Source organism: Methylobacter sp. BBA5.1 (genome assembly GCF_000746145.1).
Lineage (GTDB): Bacteria > Pseudomonadota > Gammaproteobacteria > Methylococcales > Methylomonadaceae > Methylobacter > Methylobacter marinus.
Window position 1 is genome coordinate 22866 of sequence record NZ_JQKS01000007.1, and the last position, 21647, is coordinate 44512.

At 54.0% G+C, this 21647-nt stretch carries 16 protein-coding genes; 6 read left to right on the forward strand and 10 right to left on the reverse strand.

The genetic code is table 11. From position 1 onward, the window contains the following. The first annotated feature begins 22 nt into the window (after positions 1 to 22). The 4 genes from EK22_RS06090 (at position 23) to EK22_RS06105 (ending at position 6298) form a co-directional block, all read left to right on the forward strand. Positions 23 to 3529: an eCIS core domain-containing protein gene (locus tag EK22_RS06090; protein WP_036249026.1), complete on the forward strand. Its 3507-nt coding sequence runs from the start codon at positions 23 to 25 to the stop codon at positions 3527 to 3529. Positions 3530 to 3552: 23 nt separating this feature from the next. Next, on the forward strand, positions 3553 to 4179 hold the full coding sequence (locus tag EK22_RS23525; protein ID WP_081917778.1) for a DUF4241 domain-containing protein: 627 nt from the start codon (positions 3553 to 3555) through the stop codon (positions 4177 to 4179). A 48-nt stretch (positions 4180 to 4227) separates the two neighbouring features. Continuing rightward, positions 4228 to 5553: an ATP-binding protein gene (locus EK22_RS06100; protein ID WP_036249028.1), complete on the forward strand. Its 1326-nt coding sequence runs from the start codon at positions 4228 to 4230 to the stop codon at positions 5551 to 5553. A 493-nt stretch (positions 5554 to 6046) separates the two neighbouring features. Next, positions 6047 to 6298 carry a hypothetical protein gene (locus EK22_RS06105; RefSeq protein WP_152565011.1) on the forward strand — a complete coding sequence of 84 codons (252 nt, stop codon included), beginning with the start codon at positions 6047 to 6049 and terminating at the stop codon, positions 6296 to 6298. Positions 6299 to 7003: 705 nt separating this feature from the next. Here the strand turns inward: EK22_RS06105 and EK22_RS06110 are convergent. The 8 genes from EK22_RS06110 to EK22_RS06145 form a co-directional block, all read right to left on the reverse strand. Then, positions 7004 to 7507 (reverse strand): transposase, encoded by a 504-nt coding sequence (locus EK22_RS06110; protein WP_036249033.1) that lies wholly within the window; start codon positions 7505 to 7507, stop codon positions 7004 to 7006. 233 nt (positions 7508 to 7740) lie between these two features. Continuing rightward, positions 7741 to 7938, reverse strand: a complete 198-nt coding sequence (locus EK22_RS06115) for a YbdD/YjiX family protein (RefSeq protein WP_027147492.1) — start codon at positions 7936 to 7938, stop codon at positions 7741 to 7743. Then, complete coding sequence (locus EK22_RS06120) at positions 7938 to 10010, reverse strand: carbon starvation CstA family protein (RefSeq protein WP_036249036.1); 2073 nt, start codon at positions 10008 to 10010, stop codon at positions 7938 to 7940. The genes EK22_RS06115 and EK22_RS06120 overlap by 1 nt, the downstream gene beginning before the upstream one ends. Positions 10011 to 10071: 61 nt before the next feature. Next, a complete protein-coding gene (gene miaA, locus EK22_RS06125; RefSeq protein WP_036249228.1) occupies positions 10072 to 11013 on the reverse strand; it encodes a tRNA (adenosine(37)-N6)-dimethylallyltransferase MiaA in 942 nt (313 codons plus the stop codon). A 16-nt stretch (positions 11014 to 11029) separates the two neighbouring features. Next, a complete protein-coding gene (mutL, locus tag EK22_RS06130; protein WP_051961730.1) occupies positions 11030 to 12847 on the reverse strand; it encodes a DNA mismatch repair endonuclease MutL in 1818 nt (605 codons plus the stop codon). A 113-nt stretch (positions 12848 to 12960) separates the two neighbouring features. After that, positions 12961 to 14208: an N-acetylmuramoyl-L-alanine amidase gene (locus tag EK22_RS06135; RefSeq protein WP_036249038.1), complete on the reverse strand. Its 1248-nt coding sequence runs from the start codon at positions 14206 to 14208 to the stop codon at positions 12961 to 12963. Positions 14209 to 14278: 70 nt separating this feature from the next. Next, complete coding sequence (gene tsaE, locus EK22_RS06140) at positions 14279 to 14695, reverse strand: tRNA (adenosine(37)-N6)-threonylcarbamoyltransferase complex ATPase subunit type 1 TsaE (RefSeq protein ID WP_020160875.1); 417 nt, start codon at positions 14693 to 14695, stop codon at positions 14279 to 14281. Then, positions 14692 to 16158, reverse strand: a complete 1467-nt coding sequence (locus tag EK22_RS06145) for a bifunctional ADP-dependent NAD(P)H-hydrate dehydratase/NAD(P)H-hydrate epimerase (protein WP_027147489.1) — start codon at positions 16156 to 16158, stop codon at positions 14692 to 14694. The genes tsaE and EK22_RS06145 overlap by 4 nt, the downstream gene beginning before the upstream one ends. Before the next feature lie 109 nt (positions 16159 to 16267). Here EK22_RS06145 and queG point away from each other — a divergent pair, with 109 nt between their 5' ends. Further along, the gene (gene queG, locus EK22_RS06150) at positions 16268 to 17347 is read left to right on the forward strand and encodes a tRNA epoxyqueuosine(34) reductase QueG (RefSeq protein WP_036249040.1); all 1080 of its coding nucleotides are present in this window, start codon (positions 16268 to 16270) and stop codon (positions 17345 to 17347) included. On the opposite strand, the gene ppsA is transcribed toward queG, so the two are convergent. Then, positions 17344 to 19758, reverse strand: coding sequence for a phosphoenolpyruvate synthase (gene ppsA / locus EK22_RS06155; RefSeq protein WP_020160872.1), 2415 nt, complete (start codon positions 19756 to 19758; stop codon positions 17344 to 17346). The genes queG and ppsA overlap by 4 nt on opposite strands. Positions 19759 to 20330: 572 nt before the next feature. Between ppsA and EK22_RS06160 the strand changes: the two genes are divergently transcribed. Beyond that, entirely contained in the window at positions 20331 to 20852 is a 522-nt protein-coding gene (locus EK22_RS06160; RefSeq protein ID WP_036249042.1) for a hypothetical protein, read from the forward strand. Between the two features lie 55 nt (positions 20853 to 20907). On the opposite strand, the gene EK22_RS06165 is transcribed toward EK22_RS06160, so the two are convergent. Further along, positions 20908 to 21636, reverse strand: coding sequence for an oxygen-binding di-iron domain-containing protein (locus EK22_RS06165; RefSeq protein ID WP_036249044.1), 729 nt, complete (start codon positions 21634 to 21636; stop codon positions 20908 to 20910). Between the last annotated feature and the right edge of the window lie 11 nt (positions 21637 to 21647).

The following is a 21647-nucleotide window of genomic DNA, read 5'->3' on the forward strand; positions in this document are numbered from 1 at the left end:
TCATGACCATGGGTGGAAGAAGATGAAAGCGAGCTCAGAAAAATCGTCCACTACGGCATCGAAGACCGCGACCCAGACGGCGAACCGGCCCTTTTTCGCCAAGGCGGGCGGCGGCGATTTCTTCGCGCCGGCCAGCCCGTCTTTCGCCGCTTCCGTGCAAACGAAAATGACGGTCAACAAACCCGGCGACAAGTTCGAGCAGGAAGCCGACAAAATGGCCGACAAAGTCATGCGCATGCCTGATCCTGCCCTGGCGCCGATTAAGGAAGAAAAACTCCAGCGGCAACCGGAAGATAAACTGCAAAAGCAGGAAGAAGAAAAAATACAGAAAGCAGCCCTGCCGGAGGAGAAAATCCAGAAAGCTGCCGCGCCGGAAGAGAAACTGCAGAAAAAGGAAGAAGAAAAACTACAAAAAGCGGCCTTGCCGGAGGAAAAAATCCAGAAGGCCGAACTGCCGGAGGAAAAACTTCAGAAAAAAGAGGAGGAAAAAATACAAAAGGCCCCGGCTGAAGAAGAAAAACTGCAGCGCAAAGGCGACGCCGGCACGCCGGCTGCCAGTTCAAACATTCAATCGGCGATCCAGAACAAAACCTCCGGCGGACAACCGCTTTCCAGCGACGTGCGCGGCTATATGGAGCCGAGATTCAACGCCGATTTCAGCAACGTGCGCATCCACAGCGACCCTGAATCCGCCAGCCTGAACCAGCAACTGAGCGCCAGGGCGTTCACTTACCAGAACCACGTTTTCTTCTCCCAGGACCAATACCAGCCGGGCACCAGCGAAGGCAAGCAGCTGCTCGCCCACGAATTGACCCATACCATCCAGCAGGGACATGCCGTACAGCGCAGCCCGCAGGTCAACGCCACGACCTCGCCGCCGGCTGTACAGCGCTTTCTCGGCATCGATATCCCGTCCTGGCAGGACGTTCTGGACTGGCTCGCCGAAAAAGCCTACAACATTCCGGGCTACCGCATGTTCACTATCGTTATCGGCGTCAACCCGATCAACGGCGAAAGCGTCGACCGCAGCGCGGCCAATATTCTCCGGGCCATCGTGGAGTTCTTGCCGGGCGGCAAAATCATCACCGACGCCCTCGAGAAATACAACGTCTTCGAAAAAGCGGGCAGCTGGGTCGAAGGCCAGCTGAAGCGGTTCGCCAATCTGCTGGGGACCGTCAAATCCGCGGTCGACCAATTTATGGACGACATCGATTTTCTGGATGTCGTCCTGCATCCTGTGCGCACCTGGAATAGAGCTGTCGACATCTTTACCAAGCCCGTCAATGACATCATCGACTTTATAGGCAGCATTTTCCAGGCGATCCTGCAGTTCATCCGCGACGCGGTATTGATGCCGCTGGCGGCTTTGGCGCAGGGCAAGCCGGGCTTCGATTTGTTATGCGCGATACTGGGCAAAAATCCGATCACCAACGAGCCGGTGCCGAGAAACGCCGACACCCTGATCGGCGGTTTCATGAAACTGATCGGGCAGGAAGAAATCTGGGAAAACATCAAAAAAGGCAATGCCGTGCAAAAGGCGTGGCAGTGGTTCAATACCGCCCTGCAGGAACTGTTCGCCATGGTCGTGCAATTCCCGCAGGATTTCATCACGATGCTGAAGTCGCTGGAAGTGATGGACTTCATCATCCTGCCCAACCTGTTCATCAAGGTTTTCAAAGTTTTCGGCAACTTCGTCGTGAGATTTACCTCGTGGGCCTTCGGCACCACGCTCAGCCTGCTGGAAATCATCTTCTCGGTGGTCGCGCCCGGCGTCATGCCTTATATCGCCAAAGCCAAGGCCAGTTTCCAGAAAATCATCCGAAACCCGATCGCGTTTGTCGGCAATCTGGTCAAGGCGGGCAAAATGGGCTTCACGCTCTTTATGACCAACATCGGCAAGCACCTGAAAACCGCCCTGATCAAATGGATTACCGGGCCGTTGGGCGAAGCCGGCGTTTATATCCCCAAATCGTTCGCCTTGATGGAAATCGTCAGACTGGTCCTGTCGGTCCTGGGCTTAACCTGGCAAGCCATCCGCGGCAAGCTGGTCAAGATTATCCCCGACCCGATCCTGGCCGGCCTAGAAAAAACCGCCGGCATCCTGGTCACGCTGGTCAAAGACGGGCCGGCGGCCGCCTGGGAGCAGATCAAAGCCGAACTGAATGAACTGAAAGGCCAGCTGATCGCGCAAGTCACCCAAATGGTCGCTACCGAAATCGTCAAGGCGGCGATCACCAAGCTGGTGATGATGATCAACCCGGCGGGCGCGTTCGTGCAGGCCGTACTGGCCATCTGGAACACCATCACCTTCTTCATTCAAAAGATCCGGCAGATCGGCGCGGCCGTCGCGGCATTCGTCGACTCCATCTCCGCCATCGCCGCCGGCCAGGTCGCAGGCGCGGCAAAGAAAGTGGAAATGACGATGGCCCGAACCCTGACCGTGGTCATCGCGTTCCTGGCCAAATTCGCCGGCCTGGGCAGCATCCCGGAAAAAATCGTCGGCATCGTCAGGAAGATTCGCCAGCCGATCGATAAGGGCCTGGACAAGATTGTGGCGTGGCTGGGGAATATGTTGAAGAAAGCCGGTGGTTTCCTGGCCGATAAGGCCCAATCTCTATTGGAATGGTGGAAAAATAAAGTTTCTTTCTCCGACAAGAAAGGCCAATCACATAAACTCTTCTTTTCCGGGCAAAGCGAAAATGCCCGCCTTAAAGTAGCTAGCGTGGAAATGTTCACCGAGGAGTTTGTCGCCAGAATCGAACAGATACTCGCTCAGCCTGAAGAAGCTTTAGCCCGATCATTTGCCTTGCCTTATCTGTCCAGGGCCAAACAAAAGAAGCAAGAAATAGACAAAGTCAAAATTCAAATCGAGAGGGAAAAGAAAACCAATTCGCCCAGCGTTAAGTTTACAGAACAAAAACTCAAAAACCTGATGAATGAAATGGCGGTCAATATGGCCCCATTGTTCGATGTCTTGCCCGAAAACCGCGCGGATGACCTTCCTGCCGAAGCCTCTCCCGGAAAATTCGTGACCTTGCCCTATAAAGGCACTGAACGCAAAGCGGAAATTTTGTTTGCCAGCAAGGAACGCGTCAATTATGAAGTGCAATCACTTTCATCAAAGATGCAGTTAAAAACGGTCGACTTCAAAAAACGATGGGCGGCAGGAGAAATCCGGCCCTACGTCGAAGGAGGCTCACGCGAAAAGTATTTGGGGGATACCCCCGGAAAGGCATCGTCAACCGGTAGAGCAGTAATTGCCCGCTATAAAACCTCCGTTAATGAAAATAATGAAGTTTTGGTGCAATTAAAGGATGGCAGATGGTGGCCACTCTCGGATTGTGATATGAGTCACGACCCAATCGATGCGGTAGATTTCTGGAACAATACAGCCCGCAAAAACGGCTGGGTTCCCAAAGGTCCGGAAATAAGAGCCTGGATGTTAAATCCCGCGAATTATATTCTTGAGCCGAGCAGTGAAAACAGAAGCCGTGGCTCCAGACATAAACAAAAATACCTGGCGCCGTAAATCACTTTAAATTAAAGGAAATTATGTTGGATCTTTTTGCAAATTTTAAACCGTCAATCGCGGATTCAGTTTGCCAGACTATAGACATTGGCAAACTACATTTACCTTCCGGTCGCATTTTTTGCTGCGACCCTTTTCTCAGCGATGAAGTCAATGCCCTGGATATAACCGTTGCTCCTGGAAGTTATGACGTAAAGCTTTGCATCGCCTCTCTTCCTGAATGGGGAAAACGTGTTGCCCTTGCAGGACTGATCATTTCAAAACATGCTCCAATGCGTTGGCAGGAGGCAACCTATTCGACTGACGGTGAGCAACTTTCCGGTTTTCCCGTAGATGCCGGTTTGGCCTGTTTTATGGATCAGGAAACCAGACAGCGGTTTATTCAAATTTTCGATGACTTCTACACTGCAAATCCCGATGGCAACTATTACGATGATGTGCTCGCAGATGAATTCAAACTCAGCGCCGATCCAAACAATCCCCACGCTTGCGGCGACTGGACTTTGCATTATCCCAGCAAGGATAGCCCAATAAACATCGCGATGTTTGCCAGCGGATTGGGCGACGGATATTATCAGGCCTTCTGGGGCATGGATTTTATGGATAGACCCGCAATGCTTATTATCGATTTCGGACTGTTGGAAAACTGATACTCTAAGTAAGCACTCAATCGTAATTTCTATAAAACCGGCTACTCAATGAACTCCAATATTGCTAACCTTCAGATTGCTATCAACTGGCTGAGGGACATCGTCTCAGGCTGTCTGAATGTCTATTTTGGAACAACTGAAAGGTTTGAGAAAAAGCCTCTGAATTTTTACGATGAAAGCTCCTGGCTAGGAACATTCATAGAACATCACAACCCGGAATATGAGGAATTTATAGTCTTACTTCTTGCCATCGCTCCACACGTCCAACCCCACTTCTTTAACCGGCTCATCGCCGAACACCTCCCCGAAGGCGGCGATTTCCCCGAATTCGGCGGCGTCAAAGGCACCAACCACCGCGGCATCCTTCCCACCGGCGAAACCGCGCAGTTTATCCTGGCCGGCGACGATCTGGAAAAACGCCTCGAAATCCAGCGCATCCTGAGCAGCGAACACTGGTTCGCGCAAAAGCGCATCCTCTGGATGGAGCCGGTGCGCGAAGGCGAACCGATCATGAGCGGCCGCCTGGTCATCGATCCGGAAATCGTCGAACAGCTTACCGTCGGCACCGTCAGCAAGCCGCGCTTCAGCCTGGATTTCCCGGCGGAACACATCGAAACCGAAATGAACTGGGACGATCTGGTGCTGCACCCCACTACCCTGCGGCAAATCCACGAGATCGAAAACTGGATCGATCATAACGATACGCTGATGCATGACTGGGGCATGAAGAAAAAAATCAAGCCCGGCTACAGGGCGTTGTTTTACGGGCCGCCGGGTACAGGCAAGACCCTGACCGCGACGCTGCTCGGCAAGCAGGCCGGCAAGGACGTGTTCCGTATCGACCTGTCGCGCGTGGTGTCGAAATACATCGGCGAGACGGAGAAAAACCTGTCGCGACTGTTCGATAAAGCGGAAAACAAAAACTGGATTCTGTTTTTCGACGAGGCCGACGCGCTGTTCGGCAAAAGGACCGACATCCGCGACGCCCACGATAAATACGCCAATCAGGAAGTGGCTTATCTGTTGCAGCGGATCGAAAACTACAACGGGCTGGTTATCCTGGCGACGAACCAGCGCGCCAATATCGATGAAGCGTTCGTCCGCCGCTTTCAGACCATCATTCATTTCCCCATGCCCCGACCCGAAGAGCGTTATGAAATCTGGCAAAAAACCTTTCCGCCCCAAATCAGTATCGCGAGCGACATCGACTGGCGACAGATTGCTGCACGATACGAACTCACCGGCGCCAATATTCTGAATGTTACCCACTATTGCGCAGTCGAGATTCTGGCCGATCAATCCCTTTCGCTCGACCTGAAGCGCCTGGAAGCGGCTATATTGCGTGAATTTGTCAAGGAAGGAAAAGTGGTTTAGCCGGGAGTCCGGCTTGATTGAAAATGGCTGTTGCGCACGGACCTCTTCGTCTGAAGAACCCGGCCGCTAACTTCGCTGTTCAATGCCTCCTTGTCCGGATTGAACCATAACTCACCGGGCCAATCTGATCCTGGTTTCACCGCTCTTTATTGCTCAGGCCATCTTTGCCTGACTGTTTCGTAGGCAACTTTCACGCTGCCGGTATCTGGCAATCAGAGCCGCCATGACCTTCGGTCAAGCTTACCGTGAAAAAACATGTTGATCCGGGATAGTGGAAATGGCGATACACGGTCATAACTTGCCTACGCAGGAGACTTCTCGATCAATACGGTTCGTACCGCCTCACTTGTTATGATTGAGGAAGCAGCGAATACGTAATTTCTACAATAGCAAAATCGGATAATACGTGTAATACTGTTTGGCGCCTGAGTTTGTGACTTAGGTTATATAATTCAACAGCTATTTAATTTGTTCAATAACTTGGAGAATAAAAATGAGCCACTCAACTTACATGTTAGCATTCGCTTCAATGCTGGCTATTGCGAGCAGTGCAAATGCAGAACCTGTAACTTTATCTGATGTTCAAATGGATGGGGTCAGCGCTGGAGCAATAGTTATAGACCCACCGATTATTTCACTTCCCAAATTAAAAACAGACGTTTTCATGCCTGGCTCTACATCCCAGTATTACGAGCAAGAATACCAGTTGGTCCCCGGACGTGAGTATTCTTTGCAATTGTTCTAGGTCCCTGGAGCTGTCTCTCTCCTTAACGCTCAACACATTTAAGTGTCGGCGTTAAACAGCTCATCAATCTTTATATACGCTGTAATCAGTGGCGAGCTAATAACGAACCGTTTCTAGCAGCCGCTTTAAAGCCCTTAGTGCTTCAAGTCATGAGTAGCTTAATTTTTCGACCAAATAAGCAATCTCATGGATAGAAAGTTACGATGGGCTTTAACGATGAGCTTTATTGAGGAAAAATTTACTATAAATAATGGGTTGTAATACAGTATCACCTATTCAAGGCTGGTTTCGACTGGCCTTTTTTGTGCCTGGTACTACAGTTGTGGATTAGGTTTCTGCCTGCGCCGCCGGTAGTGGCAAGTACGGACCAAAGCTTGATGGCGATGTTTGTCAATAGTGGTCGTGTTTTCTATGCTGCCTGGTCTCCAGCTTTACTGTTCAATCCACACTCCTTGTCCGGGCTGAGCCATTCCTCATCGACAGGCGACCGATCCCTTTATCGCAACATAGCGCGTTAAAAACCGACGATGATTAAGCGGCCGTGATCAGGAACGGTTATCTGTCCGAACGTTCGATTCAAACAGGGCTCGGCGACATGGCGTCAAAGTGCGGAAGGTGCGGGACCCCAAGCGGGACGGGGTTTGTAACCCCGTCCCTAACGTTTCTATACCACCCAAGCCAAGCGGCTACGCTCAGTATAGCGCTTCACGTTACAAGTAATTTGGTAAGGAGCGGCGAGGCCGGATTAGCCGACGACCAAAACCAATATTCAGGCCTTGAAACATAACTTTTCCGCACCGGATTTTCATGGATATAGTTAAGCTTTTGCAAATAGAAAGCAGGGGTTTCAATCTTCTTCGGCGCATTGGTCTCCATCCAAAATTGATAACTGCCCTGCTCATCCACAAACAGTTTCAACACATTTGGCTCCGTGCTTTCAAGATTGCGCCTGAGTTTACCCGAAGTGAAGCGTTTGAAATCCCGTAAAAATCCCGCCACATCCGGCGAAGTCACTATGAGATGGATATGGTTCAGCATAAAAACGTAGCCGTTCAATTCCAGTCCTTTGTTGTCCTGGCAATAACGGATTGAATCGGACAGGATTTGCCAGCGGTTATGGCGATCGAACAGGTAATACCAACGTTGAACGGTTAGCGTGAGATAGTAAGTGCCGGCATTAAGCCCGGCGGCTACGCGTCGGGATGGCATGGTGAATCCTTTCTAATTTGGTTGTGATGCATGCGTATTTCCTTTCCCATATATTAAAAGAACGTCAGCGTCAAACGTTAAGGACGGGGTTGCAAACCTCGTCCTGCGTGAGTGCGCATTAGCGTTAGCGTAATGCGCCAGATGATAGAGGCCAACATGCTATAAATTGCGCCTTATCGTGTTCAGAGTACACCATCATTTAGCGACAGGCTGAAGATGAACGATCGATCTATTTAACAACACCGCTTCACCCCCCGCCACTTCTCCTCCTGCCACTGCTTGAAAAACTCCTTTTTGCTCAGCGGCTGGCAATGAACGTGCTCGGGGTCGGCCTGATGATGCCTGGCAAAGTGCTCCAGATAGCGCTCATAGGCATCGTCGCCGGAAAGGCGACGTACGATTTGCCAGAATGACTTAAACCTTCTAATCATCAATCCCTCACCCATTCCGCCGCCAACTGACTCGGACTATGCGGCACTTCGGTCAGCGGCCGTATCGGTTTGCCGGCCAGATGAAGCGCGCATACGCGCAGCATGTCGAATACGATCGTCCACAGCAGCGCGACGAAAAACAGCGTCAGATAAGCATCCAGGTGCAGGTTGAAGATCAGCTGCGGCGCGATGGCGGCTTTTTCGGGCGGCAGCGTGCCGGCTGCCAGTTTGTCGGACAGGTTGTTGGCGGCCGCGAAGAAGCCGATGCGGGTGTCGTCGCTGGTGATTTTCTGCCATGAGGCGGTGCTGGTGATGATGATCAGCCACGATAGCGGCAGGCCGGTCACCCAGGCATACCTGAACTTGCCGGACTTGATCAGAATGCCCGTCGCCACGCACAGGGCGATGGCCGCCAGCATCTGGTTGGCGATACCGAACAGCGGCCACAGGATGTTGACGCCGCCGTTCGGGTCTATGACTCCGATATAGAGGAAATAACCCCAGCCGCCCACGACTAGCGCACTGGTCAGGATGACCGAAGGCACCCATGAGGTTTCCGCCATTTTCGGCCAGATATTGCCGAGCATGTCCTGCAGCATGAACCGGCCCACGCGCGTGCCCGCATCCAGCGTCGTCAGGATGAAGATGGCCTCGAACATGATGGCGAAGTGATACCACAAGGCCAGCAGCCCGTCGCCGAAGGCGCTGCCGAAAATGCTGGCCATGCCGACGGCCAACGACGGCGCGCCGCCCGTGCGCGCGAACAGGCTGGCCTCGCCCATTTTGCCGGCCAGCGCCTGCATCTGCTCCACGGATACCGGAAAGCCCCATGATGAGATGGTGGCAACGGCCGCGGCCGCTTCCTTGCCGACAACGCCGGCCGGGCTGTTGATGGCGAAAAACACGCCTGGATCGAGCACGGTCGCCGCGATCATGGCCATGACCGCCACGAACGACTCCAGCACCATGCCGCCATAGCCGATCATGCGGATGTCGCGCTCATTGGTCAGCAGTTTCGGGGTCGTGCCGGATGATACCAGGGCATGGAAACCCGAGATCGCGCCGCAGGCGATGGTGATGAAAACGAACGGGAACAGCTTGCCGCCGAACACCGGCCCCGAGCCGTCGATGAATTGCGTTATGGCCGGCATTTTCACATCGGGCTGCAGCACGACGATCGCCACGGCCAGCAGCGTGATGGTGCCCAGCTTCATGAACGTCGACAGATAATCGCGCGGCGCCAGCAACAGCCAGACCGGCAGAATAGCCGCCGCGAAGCCGTAGGCCATGACCCACCAGGCCAGGGTCAGCCCTGCGTGATCGAACAGGCCGCGCAATGTTTCGCTGCCGTCGATCCAGCCGCCGCCCGCCACCGACAGCAGCAACAGCGTCACGCCCAGGGCCGAGGCTTCCAGCACCTGGCCGGGACGAAGATGACGCATGTAAATGCCGACGATCATCGCGATCGGGATCGTCGCGGCGACCGTGGACGTCGCCCAGGGGCTGTGCTTCATGGCATTGACGACCACCAGTCCGAGCACGGCGATCAGGATGATCATGATGGAAAACGTGCCGATCAGCGCCGCCGTGCCGCCCAGAGGTCCGAGCTCGTCGCGCGCCATCTGTCCCAGGCTTTTGGCGTTGCGGCGCGTGGACAGGAACAATATCACCATATCCTGCACGCAACCGCCCAGCACCGAGCCGAACAGCAGCCACAAGGTGCCGGGCAGATAGCCGAACTGCGCCGCCAGCGTCGGCCCGACCAGCGGTCCCGGGCCTGCAATGGCCGCGAAATGATGGCCGAAGACGATCCATTTGTTGGTCGGCACGAAGTCGCGGCCGTTGTCGAGGCGTTCGGCCGGCGTCGCGCGCGTCTGATCGACGGCCAGCACGGTCGCGGCAATCCAGGCCGCATAAAAACGGTAGGCAATCGCGTAGACGCACAGTGCAGCGGTAATGAACCACAGCGCATTGATACTTTCGCCGCGGTTCAGGGCTATGCCGCCGACCGCAGACGCCCCCAGGATAGCGATCAGTAGCCAGATGGCGTTTTTTAACAGGTTATTCTTCATAGCTTTTTATTAGGTTATTGTCATTTTATGCTTCTTGAATTTATGCCGGAGCCGGCCGCTGCTATAACTGCTTTCTGACTTCCGCCAGCACTCTCTCCAGCAAATCCGGCTGCCCGGTCTCAAAATTGGCCGCGTCGATTTCCCGGCGCAGCCAGGTGAACTGGCGCTTGGCCAGTTGCCGCGTGGCGACGATGCCTTTCTCGACCAGGGTGTCGTAATCATACTCGCCCGACAGGTAGGCCCAGACCTGCCGGTAGCCGACCGCCCGGATCGAGGGCATTTTTTCCGACAGGTCGCCGCGCTTGAACAGTGCTTCCACCTCTTCAACCAGGCCCTGCTCCAGCATGGTTCTGAACCGCCGGGCGATGATGTCGTGCAGGATCTTTCGGTCCGGCGGAGCGATAATCAGTTTGATTTTACGGTAGGGTATGTCCTGCGCCTGAGCTTCTGTGAATAAAGAGGTCATCGGCCTGCCGCTGATCTCGTACACTTCCAGCGCCCGTTGTATGCGCTGCGGATCGTTGGGATGAATCCGGGCCGCCGATTCGGGATCGACCTGGGCTAACCGCGCATGCAGGGCTTCCTTGCCGAACTGTTCCAGTTCCTGATCGAGCTTTGCCCGGACAGCTTCATCGGCTTCGGGCAGTACGGCCAGCCCGCTGTTCAAGGCGTTGAAATAGAGCATGGTGCCGCCGACCAGTATCGGCAGCTTGCCGCGTCCTGCGATATCGGCCATCAAGGCCAGGGCCTGATCCCGGAACTGGCCGGTCGAGAACGATTCCGCAGGGTCCAGTATGTCTATCAGGTAATGCGGAATGCCGCCGCGTTCGGCCAGCGTCGGTTTGGCGGTGCCTATATCCATGCCTCTGTAAACGAGCGCCGAATCGACGCTGATGATTTCGCCGTTGAGCGTCCGGGCCAATTGCACGGCCAGGGCGGTTTTTCCCGAGGCCGTCGGCCCCATCAGGAAGATGGCCGGGGGATGTTGGGTTTCTTGCGTCATACTGTCGAGATAAAGGTTATTGCCCGCGCAGGAAGAATTTGTCGAGATCATGGGTCGACAGTTCTATCCAAGTCGGCCGGCCGTGATTGCATTGGCCTATTCTTTCGGTCTGTTCCATTTCGCGCAGCAGGGCGTTCATTTCATCGACCGTCAAGCGCCGATGCGCGCGCACGGCGCCGTGGCAGGCCATCGTGGCCAGGAGTTCGTTGATCTGTTCCTGTACCCGGGTGCTCGCGCCGTGTTCGATGATGTCGGCCAGCACGTCGCGTATCAACGTTTCCATGTCGGCGTTGTTCAGCAGCGCCGGCGTCGAGCGCAGGATGAGGGTTTCGGGGCCTGAACGGTTCAGATCGAAGCCCAGCGACATGAAGAAGGGGTGTTCCTGCTCCGCCAGATCGGCTTCAGCCGGGCTGACTGTTAGCTTGATGGGCAGCAGCAGCGGTTGGCTGGGCACGTTGCCCTTGTGATACTGTTTCTTTAAACGCTCGTAGGTCACGCGTTCATGCGCCGCATGAGCATCGACCAGAATGATGCCGTTCGGGGTTTCGGACAGAATATAGATGTTGTGCAGATGGGCGATGGCATAGCCCAAAGGCGGCGCTCCTTTTGTTTGCGCGACCGGCTGCACCGGTTGTCGCGCGGACTCGGGTTTCGGATACAGCGCCGCATACGCCTGTATCGTTTCCTCGACATTCAAAGGCAGCGATGCCTGCTCCGGCGGCCTGGGGCTATAGACCGGCTTATGGGCTTCGACCGGTTTCGCCTGCGGCTGAGGCTGGGGCGTGAATTCCTGTACCGGTACGGAAGGTGTAAAAGACGGTTCCTGATGCCCCGGCCTCAGATCGGCCAGCGACCGGTGCAGCGCCGAGAACAGGAAATCATGCACCAGCCGGCCTTCCCTGAATCTGACTTCCAGTTTGGCCGGATGCGCGTTGACGTCGACCAGCGTCGGATCCAGCGTCAGGAATAGGACGAAGACCGGGTGCCGTCCGTGGAACAGCACGTCCTGGTAAGCCTGTTTGACGGCATGGGCGACCAGTTTGTCCTTGATCAGGCGGCCGTTGACATAGAAAAACTGCATGTCCTGCTGACTGCGCGAAAAGGTCGGCAGACCCACCCAGCCGGTTAGATGCAGGCCCGATGATTCGAAATCGATTTTGACGGCATTCTCGATGAAAGCCGAGCCGCAGATGCCGGCGACGCGGCGTTCCTGCTCGATCTCGGTAGCCGCCGGTTTCAGGTTCAGGACTTCCCGCTGATTATGGGTAAGCAAAAAACCGATATCGAAGCGGCTCAGCGCCATTCGTTTTATCAAGGTTTCGATATGCGCGAATTCGGTTTTTTCGGTCTTAAGGAATTTGCGCCGGGCCGGCGTGTTGTAGAACAGATCGCGCACGTCGACCGTGGTGCCTTCAGGGTGCGGGTCGGGTTGCGGATCGAAATCCCGCTCCGTGCCGTCGGCAGTGACGCGCCAGGCGCAGTCGGCGCCGGCGGTGCGCGAAATCAGCGTCAATCGGGCCACGGAGCTGATACTGGGCAATGCCTCGCCGCGGAACCCCATGCTGACGACCTGTTCCAGATCCTTCAGCGTGGCGATTTTGCTGGTCGCGTGCCGGGACAGGGCCAGCGGCAGATCTTCTTTTACGATGCCGCCGCCGTCGTCCCGGATCTTGATCAGCCGGAGGCCGCCCTGCTCGATTTCGACCGAGATTTGCCGGGCGCCCGCATCGAAACAGTTTTCAACCAGTTCCTTGACCACGGATGAAGGCCTTTCCACAACTTCGCCGGCGGCAATCTGGTTGATGAGTTGAATGGGGAGAGAATGAATACGCATGACCAGCCCGGATAAATGCTCTATTTTATATGACTGGGCATTGGCTGTGGAAATTTTAACGGCTGAATTTACGCCGTTGAAAGAAATGGGCGGCCTGACAGCCGCCCAGGTGATCACATATCAAGTTTGGTATTGGCTTCGGCCATGTGAGTCGTCGGTGTATTCCGTTGATTGAAATAGTTGACGATGCCTTTAAAAATGGCCAGCGCCATCTTCGATTGATGCGCGCTGCTGCGCAATTTCTGTTCTTCCGACGGATTCGAAATATAGGCGGTTTCAACCAGAATGGATGGAATGTCGGGTGATTTCAGCACCATGAATCCGGCTTTCTGCACCGAATGCTGATGCAATTCACCAATTTTTCCGAAGTGCTTTAATACGTTCGACGCCAGGTTAACGCTGGCATCTTGTGTGGCGGTTTGGGATAAATCCAGCAACACCGAAGCCAGAACATCGTCTTTATTGTCTAGCCTGACGCCGCCCACCAGGTCGGACGCATTTTCACTATTGGCCAACCAGCGCGCGGCTTCGCTGGAGGCGCCTTTTTCCGACAGGGTAAATACCGAGGCACCCTTGACATTGGGATCCTGAAAAGCATCGGCGTGGATGGAAATAAACAAGTCCGCCTTGGCCGCCCGGGCAATTTGCATTCTTTTGCGCAGGTTAACGAAATAATCGCCGTTGCGGACCATGACGGCGCTCATGCCGGGCTGTCTGTCGATCAGCGTTTTAAGGCGCCGGGCAATGGAAAATACGACGTCTTTCTCCAGAGTGCCGTGGGCGCCCTGAGCGCCGGCATCCTTGCCGCCGTGCCCCGCATCGATGGCAATTACGATGCCTTTGCTTTTATGCGCGACCGCTTTTGCTTTGACGGCCACTTTCCGGGCAACCGCTTTTTGGGGCTGGGCGGCGGGCTTGACAACGACGGGCTTGGCTTTGGCTGCTGGCTTAGCGGCCGGTTTGTCCTCGGGAGTCGCCGGGCCTTTATCGGTCAGGTTAACGATTAAATGATTGCCGTCCTTGACGCTTTCTGAACTGACTTGTCTTTTTAAATCCAAAACGACCCTCAAGTCGGTGCCGTTTTTCACCGCCGAGCGCAGCCTGACAAACAGGGGATGAGAGGCAGGCGGCTGGCTTAAAGGTTGTTTTGAACTGACATTGAGGATATCGATCACTAATCGCGACGGATTTTCGAGATGAAAAATTCGATACTTGGGAGCAGAGCTCAGATCAAACACCATGCGCGCCTGACCAGGCCCGGTAATATATTTCAATGAATTGACGTTGATTTGCTGCGCATAACTGGATACAGACAATAACTGTAATACGAAAATAAACAAGACCTTCCAGATTTTTTTCATAGCTATGATCCATATTAACAACAATCTTGTTTAGATTATAACAATATGTCCTTGTTTTTCCACTCTCTTATCAGACTTTTTTTACTAACTCGATAGTCCGCCCGGTACCTTCCGCAGTCAAGGTAATGACGACATCCGGCTCGGGCAGATAGCCCTTGCCCATGTCCGGCCATTCGATAAAACACACGGCCTCCTGGTCGAGGTAGTCCCTGATGCCTATCCATTCCAGCTCTTCCGGATCAGAAATCCTATACAAATCAAAATGAAAGACTTGTCGACCGGCCAGATTATATTCTTCCACCAGCGTATAGGTAGGGCTCTTGACCGCGCCGGTGTAACCTGCCGCGCGCAGAAAACCTCTGACCATGGTGGTTTTTCCCGCCCCTAGATCGCCATGCAAATAAACCAGACATCTGGTCGGCAACGATGCCCATAGCTGCGCGCCGAACTGCTCTGTTTCCTCTGTGTTGTTTAAATATTGTTTCATGAATTGACCAATTGCCTGAGATGGCTCATTAAATCGCTGGCCAACAGGCCTCTTTCTCCGTCTTTTTCCACCGCCCGGTCCGCCGCCAGACCATGAATATGAACGCCTTGCTGGGCCGCCTCTTTCATGGGCAATCCCTGGGCCAGCAGCCCGGCAATCACCCCGGCCAGCACATCGCCCATGCCGCCAGAAGCCATGCCCGGATTTCCCGAGGTCGAAACGGCCAGTTCATCTTCGGAGGCTATCAAGGTGCCGGCACCTTTCAGAATGGCGACACCGCCGAATTTGGCCTGAATTGCCGCGACCGAGGCGAATCTGTCCTGTTGCACTTCGGCTGTGCCGCGCTGCAATAAACGCCCGGCCTCGCCGGGATGCGGCGTCAAAATCCAGTTGGGCTTTGCGGCAGGCGCCCGGGCCAACAGATTCAAGCCGTCGGCATCGATAACCAACGGCTTTTGGGAATTTATCGCGACACTGAACAGTTCATTGGCCCAGTCGCTTTGCCCCAGTCCGGGGCCGACGATGATGACATCGGCCTTATCCAGCAATCGCTCCAGCTGGCTGGCATTTTCCACGCCATGGCACATCAATTCCGGCCTGTTCAGATTCATGAGCCCTGCATGCTCGGGCCGAGTCGCGATGCTGACCAGTCCCGAACCGACGCGCAATGCAGCCTCGGCGGCCATTCTGGCGGCTCCGGAAAAGCCCTGTTCTCCGCCTATAACCAGCACATGCCCGTAATGGCCTTTATGCGCGCAGCGCTCACGCTCCGGAAAGCGCGTTTTGATGACCCGGACCGTGCCTGACGGTACCGATTCAAACACATCATCGGGCACGGCCAGGGAGGCATAAAAAATCTCGCCGCTATAGTCGGCCGCCTGCCCGGTAAACAATCCCTGCTTCAGGCCGATGAAAGAAACCGTGCATTCGGCTTTTACGGCATAACCCATTACATTACCGGTATCGGCGCTCAGACCCGAAGGAATATCGACGGCAATAACATGTTTCAGATTGTTATTGATGAACACGATGGCCTCCGCATAAGCGCCTGTTACCGGCCTGTCCAGCCCGGTACCCAGGAGCGCGTCTATAGTCACGTCGGTCTCAATGTCCAGATCAGAATGAAACGGCACCACCGTTCCCTTGGCTTCAATGAATTTCCGGCAGGCCGTCAAGGCATCGCCAGTGAGTTTTTCTGGATCGGAAACACTATACACGTTCGCGTCGAACCCGGCTTCCAGGGCCAGCCTGGCTATAATATAGCCATCACCCGCATTATTGCCGGCGCCGCAAAAAACCGCCACCGAGTGCGCATAAGGCCATTGATTGCGGAGGCATTGAAAAACAGCATAGCCTGCCCTGCTCATCAGTTCAAAGCCGGGGATGCCGCGTTCCTGGATGGCGATCCGGTCCAGTTCCCTGACTTGCGCTGCTCGATAGAGTTTTATGGGTAGTTTATGCATGTCATCAAGCTCCAAAAAGCTTATCACTTGCATTTGAGTGCGCAATCATAAAGAATCTCCCGTAACCTTAGTATTTTGTACCTCAGCCATTATATTCCTGTATTCATCGATGGACACCACCAGCGCTCAAAAAATGGCGGATCTCGCCCGCCAAATCAAGCAATGGGGACAAGCGCTTGGCTTTCAGCAGGTCGGCATTACCGATACCGATTTATCGGAAGCGGAAGCTCATCTGCAAAGCTGGCTGGCCAATGACTTTCATGGCGACATGGACTACATGCAGCGCCACGGCGTCAAGCGCAGCAGGCCGGCCGCATTGCAGCCGGGAACCGTCAGCGTGATTTCCGTGCGCATGGATTATCTGCCCGAACCGGCCGAGTCCCTGCACAAGACGCTCGATAATCCTTATTCCGCCTACATTTCACGCTATGCGCTGGGCCGCGATTATCACAAAATGCTGCGTAACCGTTTGCAGAAACTAGCCGACAGAATACAGCGACACTACGGCCCGTTCGGTTACCGGGCTTTCGTCGACAGCGCTCCGGTCCTGGAAAAGGCGCTGGCCGAAAAAGCGGGGTTAGGCTGGATAGGCAAGCATTCGAACCTGATTAACCGCAAGGCGGGATCGTGGTTTTTCCTCGGGGAAATCTATACCGATCTGCCGTTACCGGCCGATGCAACCGCCACTTCGCATTGCGGCAGCTGTTCGGCCTGCATGACGGTCTGCCCGACCCAGGCGATTGTCTCGCCTTACCGGGTGGATGCCAGACGCTGCATATCGTATCTGACGATTGAGCTGCACGGCCCGATTCCCGAACCGTTCAGGCCGCTGATCGGCAACCGGATCTATGGCTGCGACGACTGCCAGCTGATCTGCCCGTGGAACCGTTTTGGCAAAATCACCGGTGAACAGGACTTTCATCCCCGGCACCGGCTGAATACGCAGCAATTGCTCGCTGTCTTTGCCTGGAGCGAGGCAGAATTCCTGGCCAGGACCGAGGGCTCGGCCATACGTCGCATCGGCCATGAGCGATGGCTGAGAAACATTGCCGTCGCGCTGGGCAACGCGCCGGCTTCGCCGCCCGTGATCGCGGCCTTAAAGGCCATGCTCGCTCATCCTTCAGAACTGGTGAGAGAGCATGTCCGGTGGGCCTTGGACAGGCAACTGGACCGGTTATCGCCCGGTTAACGCCTGCCCAGCCGCTGTTCGGTTTCCAGCACCCGTTGCGTGGTCTTGAGCACGGTGTCGGGATTCAGGCTCATCGAATCGATACCGATTTCCACCAGAAACTCGGCCATTTCCGGATAATCCGACGGCGCCTGGCCGCATAGACCGGAGTGACTTCCAGTCCGCCGCGCACCTTCAACAGCCAGGCGGATCATCTCTTTTACGCCGGGGTCGCGCTCGTCAAAATCCTCGGCGACAATGGACGAATCGCGGTCCACGCCCAGAGTCAGCTGGGTCAGATCGTTCGAGCCTATCGAAAAACCGTCAAAATGCTCGGCGAAGGCATCAATCTGGATGACGTTGTTGGGAATCTCGCACATCACATAGATTTTGAGACCGTTCTCGCCGCGCTTCAGCCCGAGCCGAGCCATGTACTCGAGCACGCTCCGGGCTTCCTGAACACGCCGGCAGAATGGAATCATCAGGATGACATTGGTCAGCCCCATGTCCTCGCGCACGCGTTTCATGGCGGCGCATTCCAGCGCGAACCCTTCGGCATAGGCCGGATGCGTATAACGCGAGGCGCCCCGAAAACCGATCATCGGATTGGCCTCATCGAATTCAAACCAGCGACCGCCCAGCAAGGTGGCGTATTCGTTGGTTTTGAAGTCCGACATGCGCACGACCACGGGTTTGGGATAGAACGCCGCGGCGATCGTGCCCACGCCTTCCGACAGTTGCCTGATAAAGAATTCTTTCCCTGTTTCATAAGGGCCGGTTAATTTCCTGAGCTGTTCGAGTTCGCCCGGGTCCTGAACCTTATCCGGATGCAGCAGCGCCATCGGATGCGCCTTGATATATTCGGTAATGATGAATTCCATGCGCGCCAGACCGACGCCATCGTTAGGCAGGAAACTGGTTTTGAAGGCCAGTTCGGGATTGCCGATATTGAGCATGATTTGGGTTTGCGGCCGCTGCAGCCCGGACAGATCGGTGCTTGTGATTTCAAAATCAAGCCGGCCTTCATAAATCTTGCCGATATCGCCTTCGGCACAGGATACAGTCACCAGCGCCTCGTTTTTAATGGCCGTCGTGGCATTGTCGCAACCGATGACGGCCGGCACGCCCAGTTCCCGGGCGATGATTGCCGCGTGACAGGTTCGTCCGCCGCGGTTGGTCACAATCGCCGAGGCGATTTTCATGATGGGTTCCCAGTCGGGCGTGGTAATGTCGGCCACCAGCACATCGCCGGGATTGAACTCGGACAATTGTTCGAGTCTCTCGATAACGCGCGCCTTGCCGACGGCAATCTTGCTGCCTACCGAATGTCCTGTGACAATCGGGGCGGCTTTTTGCTTAAGCGTGTATTGCTCCAGCACCATGCCGCGCCTTTGTGATTCCACGGTCTCGGGCCGGGCCTGAACGATATACAACTGACCGTCAACACCGTCCTTGGCCCATTCCATATCCATGGGTCGAGCCTGTCCGGCCTTGGCGCTGTAATGCTTCTCGATTTTAATGGCATAATCGGCCAGTGTCAGGGCATCCTGATCACTGATACAAAAATGCCCGCGCTCCTGGGCCGATGTGACTATGTTGCGCGTGGATTCGCGCGTGCGTCCCTCGCTATAGACCATTTTGATCTTTTTCGCCCCGAGCGTGCGCCTTAATACCGCCCGATGGCCCTGCTCGAAAGTCGGTTTATGCACGTAAAACTCGTCCGGATCGACGGCGCCCTGCACGACATTTTCGCCCAGTCCGTAAGCGCCGGTTATGAAAACCACGTCGCTGAAACCCGATTCGGTATCCAGCGAAAACATGACGCCGCTGGCGTCCAGGTCGGATCGCACCATTTTCATGATACCTATCGATAACGCCAGTTTGAAATGGTCGAAGCCTTGGTCGATACGATAGTGAATGGCCCGGTCGGTAAACAGGCTGGCAAAGCAGCGCTTGCAGGCATCCAGTAAAGCCTGGTCTCCGCGGATATTCAGATAGGTATCCTGCTGACCGGCAAAGCTGGCGGTAGGCAAATCCTCGGCCGTCGCCGAGCTTCGTACCGCGACGCTCAAGTCCTCGCCATACTCCTGCCGCAATCGGGCGAAGGCATCCAGGATCTCATGTTCAAGATCCCCCGGTAAAGGTGCGGCATATATTATTTCCCGTGCCTTGCGGGCCCGTTTGGCAAGATCGGCGACATTATCCGGATCAAGTTCATCCAATGCCTCATGGAGAAGTTCCCAAGCCCCGGCCTGGTCCAGCACATAACGATAAGCTTCAGCTGTTATGGCAAAACCATTGGGAATCCTGATGCCTTGCTGCGTCAATTCTCGATACATTTCACCCAATGACGCATTTTTACCGCCGACCAAAGGCACATCATCGATGGTTAACTCGTTAAACCAGCGGATGTAGTTTGCTTGTTCAGACATTATCTTTGTTCTCCTTATAAATATTCCCGACTGCCTTATGACTTGGGTTGAAAAAAAGTTACCAGCATTTGCCGGTCTCGCCAATAATTTGTCTGAAAATAAATAACCCTAGAAAAATTGTGTGACAATTTGCCACATTATCAATTATTTCAGGCATTGCTAGCATATTAGTATGCGCTCTTACTTGCCTTTGGCTTTAATCCGGGAGCTTATATTGTGATTGTTAAGCTCCTTTTTTTTTAATTTTACGGCTTGACTTCCGGTTCAAATTTACCAATCAAGCACATACATACTTTTCCACAATTCCTGTGGATAACTCTGTGCATAAGTTCTAGATAACTGCGCTCAGCCCCTGCTCTGCCTATGCTTTTATTAGATTGTAGTGTTTTTATACAAAAATATTACATTTATATATCAACAACTTATAACTTTATAATTTTGATAAATAACAGTTGTATTACAATCTACAGTCATGCTAGCACTATTAAATAGTCTGTGCATAAGCGATACATGTTAGGCTTATGAAAACATCTCATGTCAAGCATTTTCAGCCATATTATAGGGATTAAAACATGCCATTGTTTACCGCCCTTAGCCTCGCCTACAGTTTCATAGTCCAAAGCGCCAGTTCATTACTCAATACATTGAGCGCTCCGGCATTTATGTATATCGGCATGGTTTTGTCGATCAGCAGTATTGCGGGGATCGTTTTCAAGAAGCTGCCGGCGAAAATCTGGTATGACCTCTTCGCCAGCGGCGCATTATTGGCCTGGTTCGGCTACTGGAGACCATTATTTTATGATGATTCGCCGATATTTTTCTTCTATCCGCTTTATTTCGCCTTTATGACGGCGTTTGTGTCATTATTTTTTATCCAGAGATGCCAAACCATCGACTATACGACTTTCTGTTATATGAAATCGTTTTCCGAAAAGAGCAGGCTGCCGCCCTGGCTTGTAATGGCAGGCATTTTGATAAGCCTGGCATGGCATCAGCATTACCTGCTGTTTCCGACCATGATGACCGTTCTGATTGCACGGTTTGCGTTAACGAGCTGCGTTGAATACCACCTGAAAAACCGGTCGAATTTATAAACGTACGCAGGGGATAGGGATATCTGCGAGCGGCAGATATCCGGATATGTAAAAGTTAAATGGCAACGCCTACCGGCAGCGCTTCAAACCAGTCCAGAAAGCGTTTGACGTCGTCGCCTTTGAATATGCGCCCATGCTGGGGAGCCAGCATATCGATCTCAAGGTTTCTCACCCGCTCAATCCAGGCTCTTTTTGCCTGATTGGATGGCATCCAGCGCTGATGGAAATAGCGCATTTTTTCGACATGCGCATCGAATTTATCGACAAACATCGGAGCCCCCGGCGCTTCCAGTGCCGCCCCTACATCGCCTGACATCAGGATTTTGGCATGCGGATCGTAAACATGAAAGTTTGCCGAGGAATGCAGATAATGCGCGGGAATTATCTGCAATTCAACGGAATCCAGATTAATGACGCCGCCTTTATCGGGGATCGGCACGTATTCAATGGTATTACAGCCATAATGCCGCAAAAACCCTTCCCACAGCGCCGGCGCGTGGAGTTTTGCCTTAGGCAAGGCCTGGTCCCATAAGCCTAGCGATGAAATCACATCGGGATCCTGATGCGAGGCGAACAGGTCGGTTATCTGCTCCACTGGAACATGGTTCAACACCGCCGCCAGCATTGGAGCAAATAGCTCGACGCCGCCGGGATCCAATATCAGGCAACGATTGGCCGCCCGCACGACGTACTGATTGGTATCAATGATATTATCGGGTTTGTTCTGATCCCTGCCATAAGCTATCCATTGGTACGATCCTTCGTATATTTTGGTCATTTTCATTAAAAAACAAG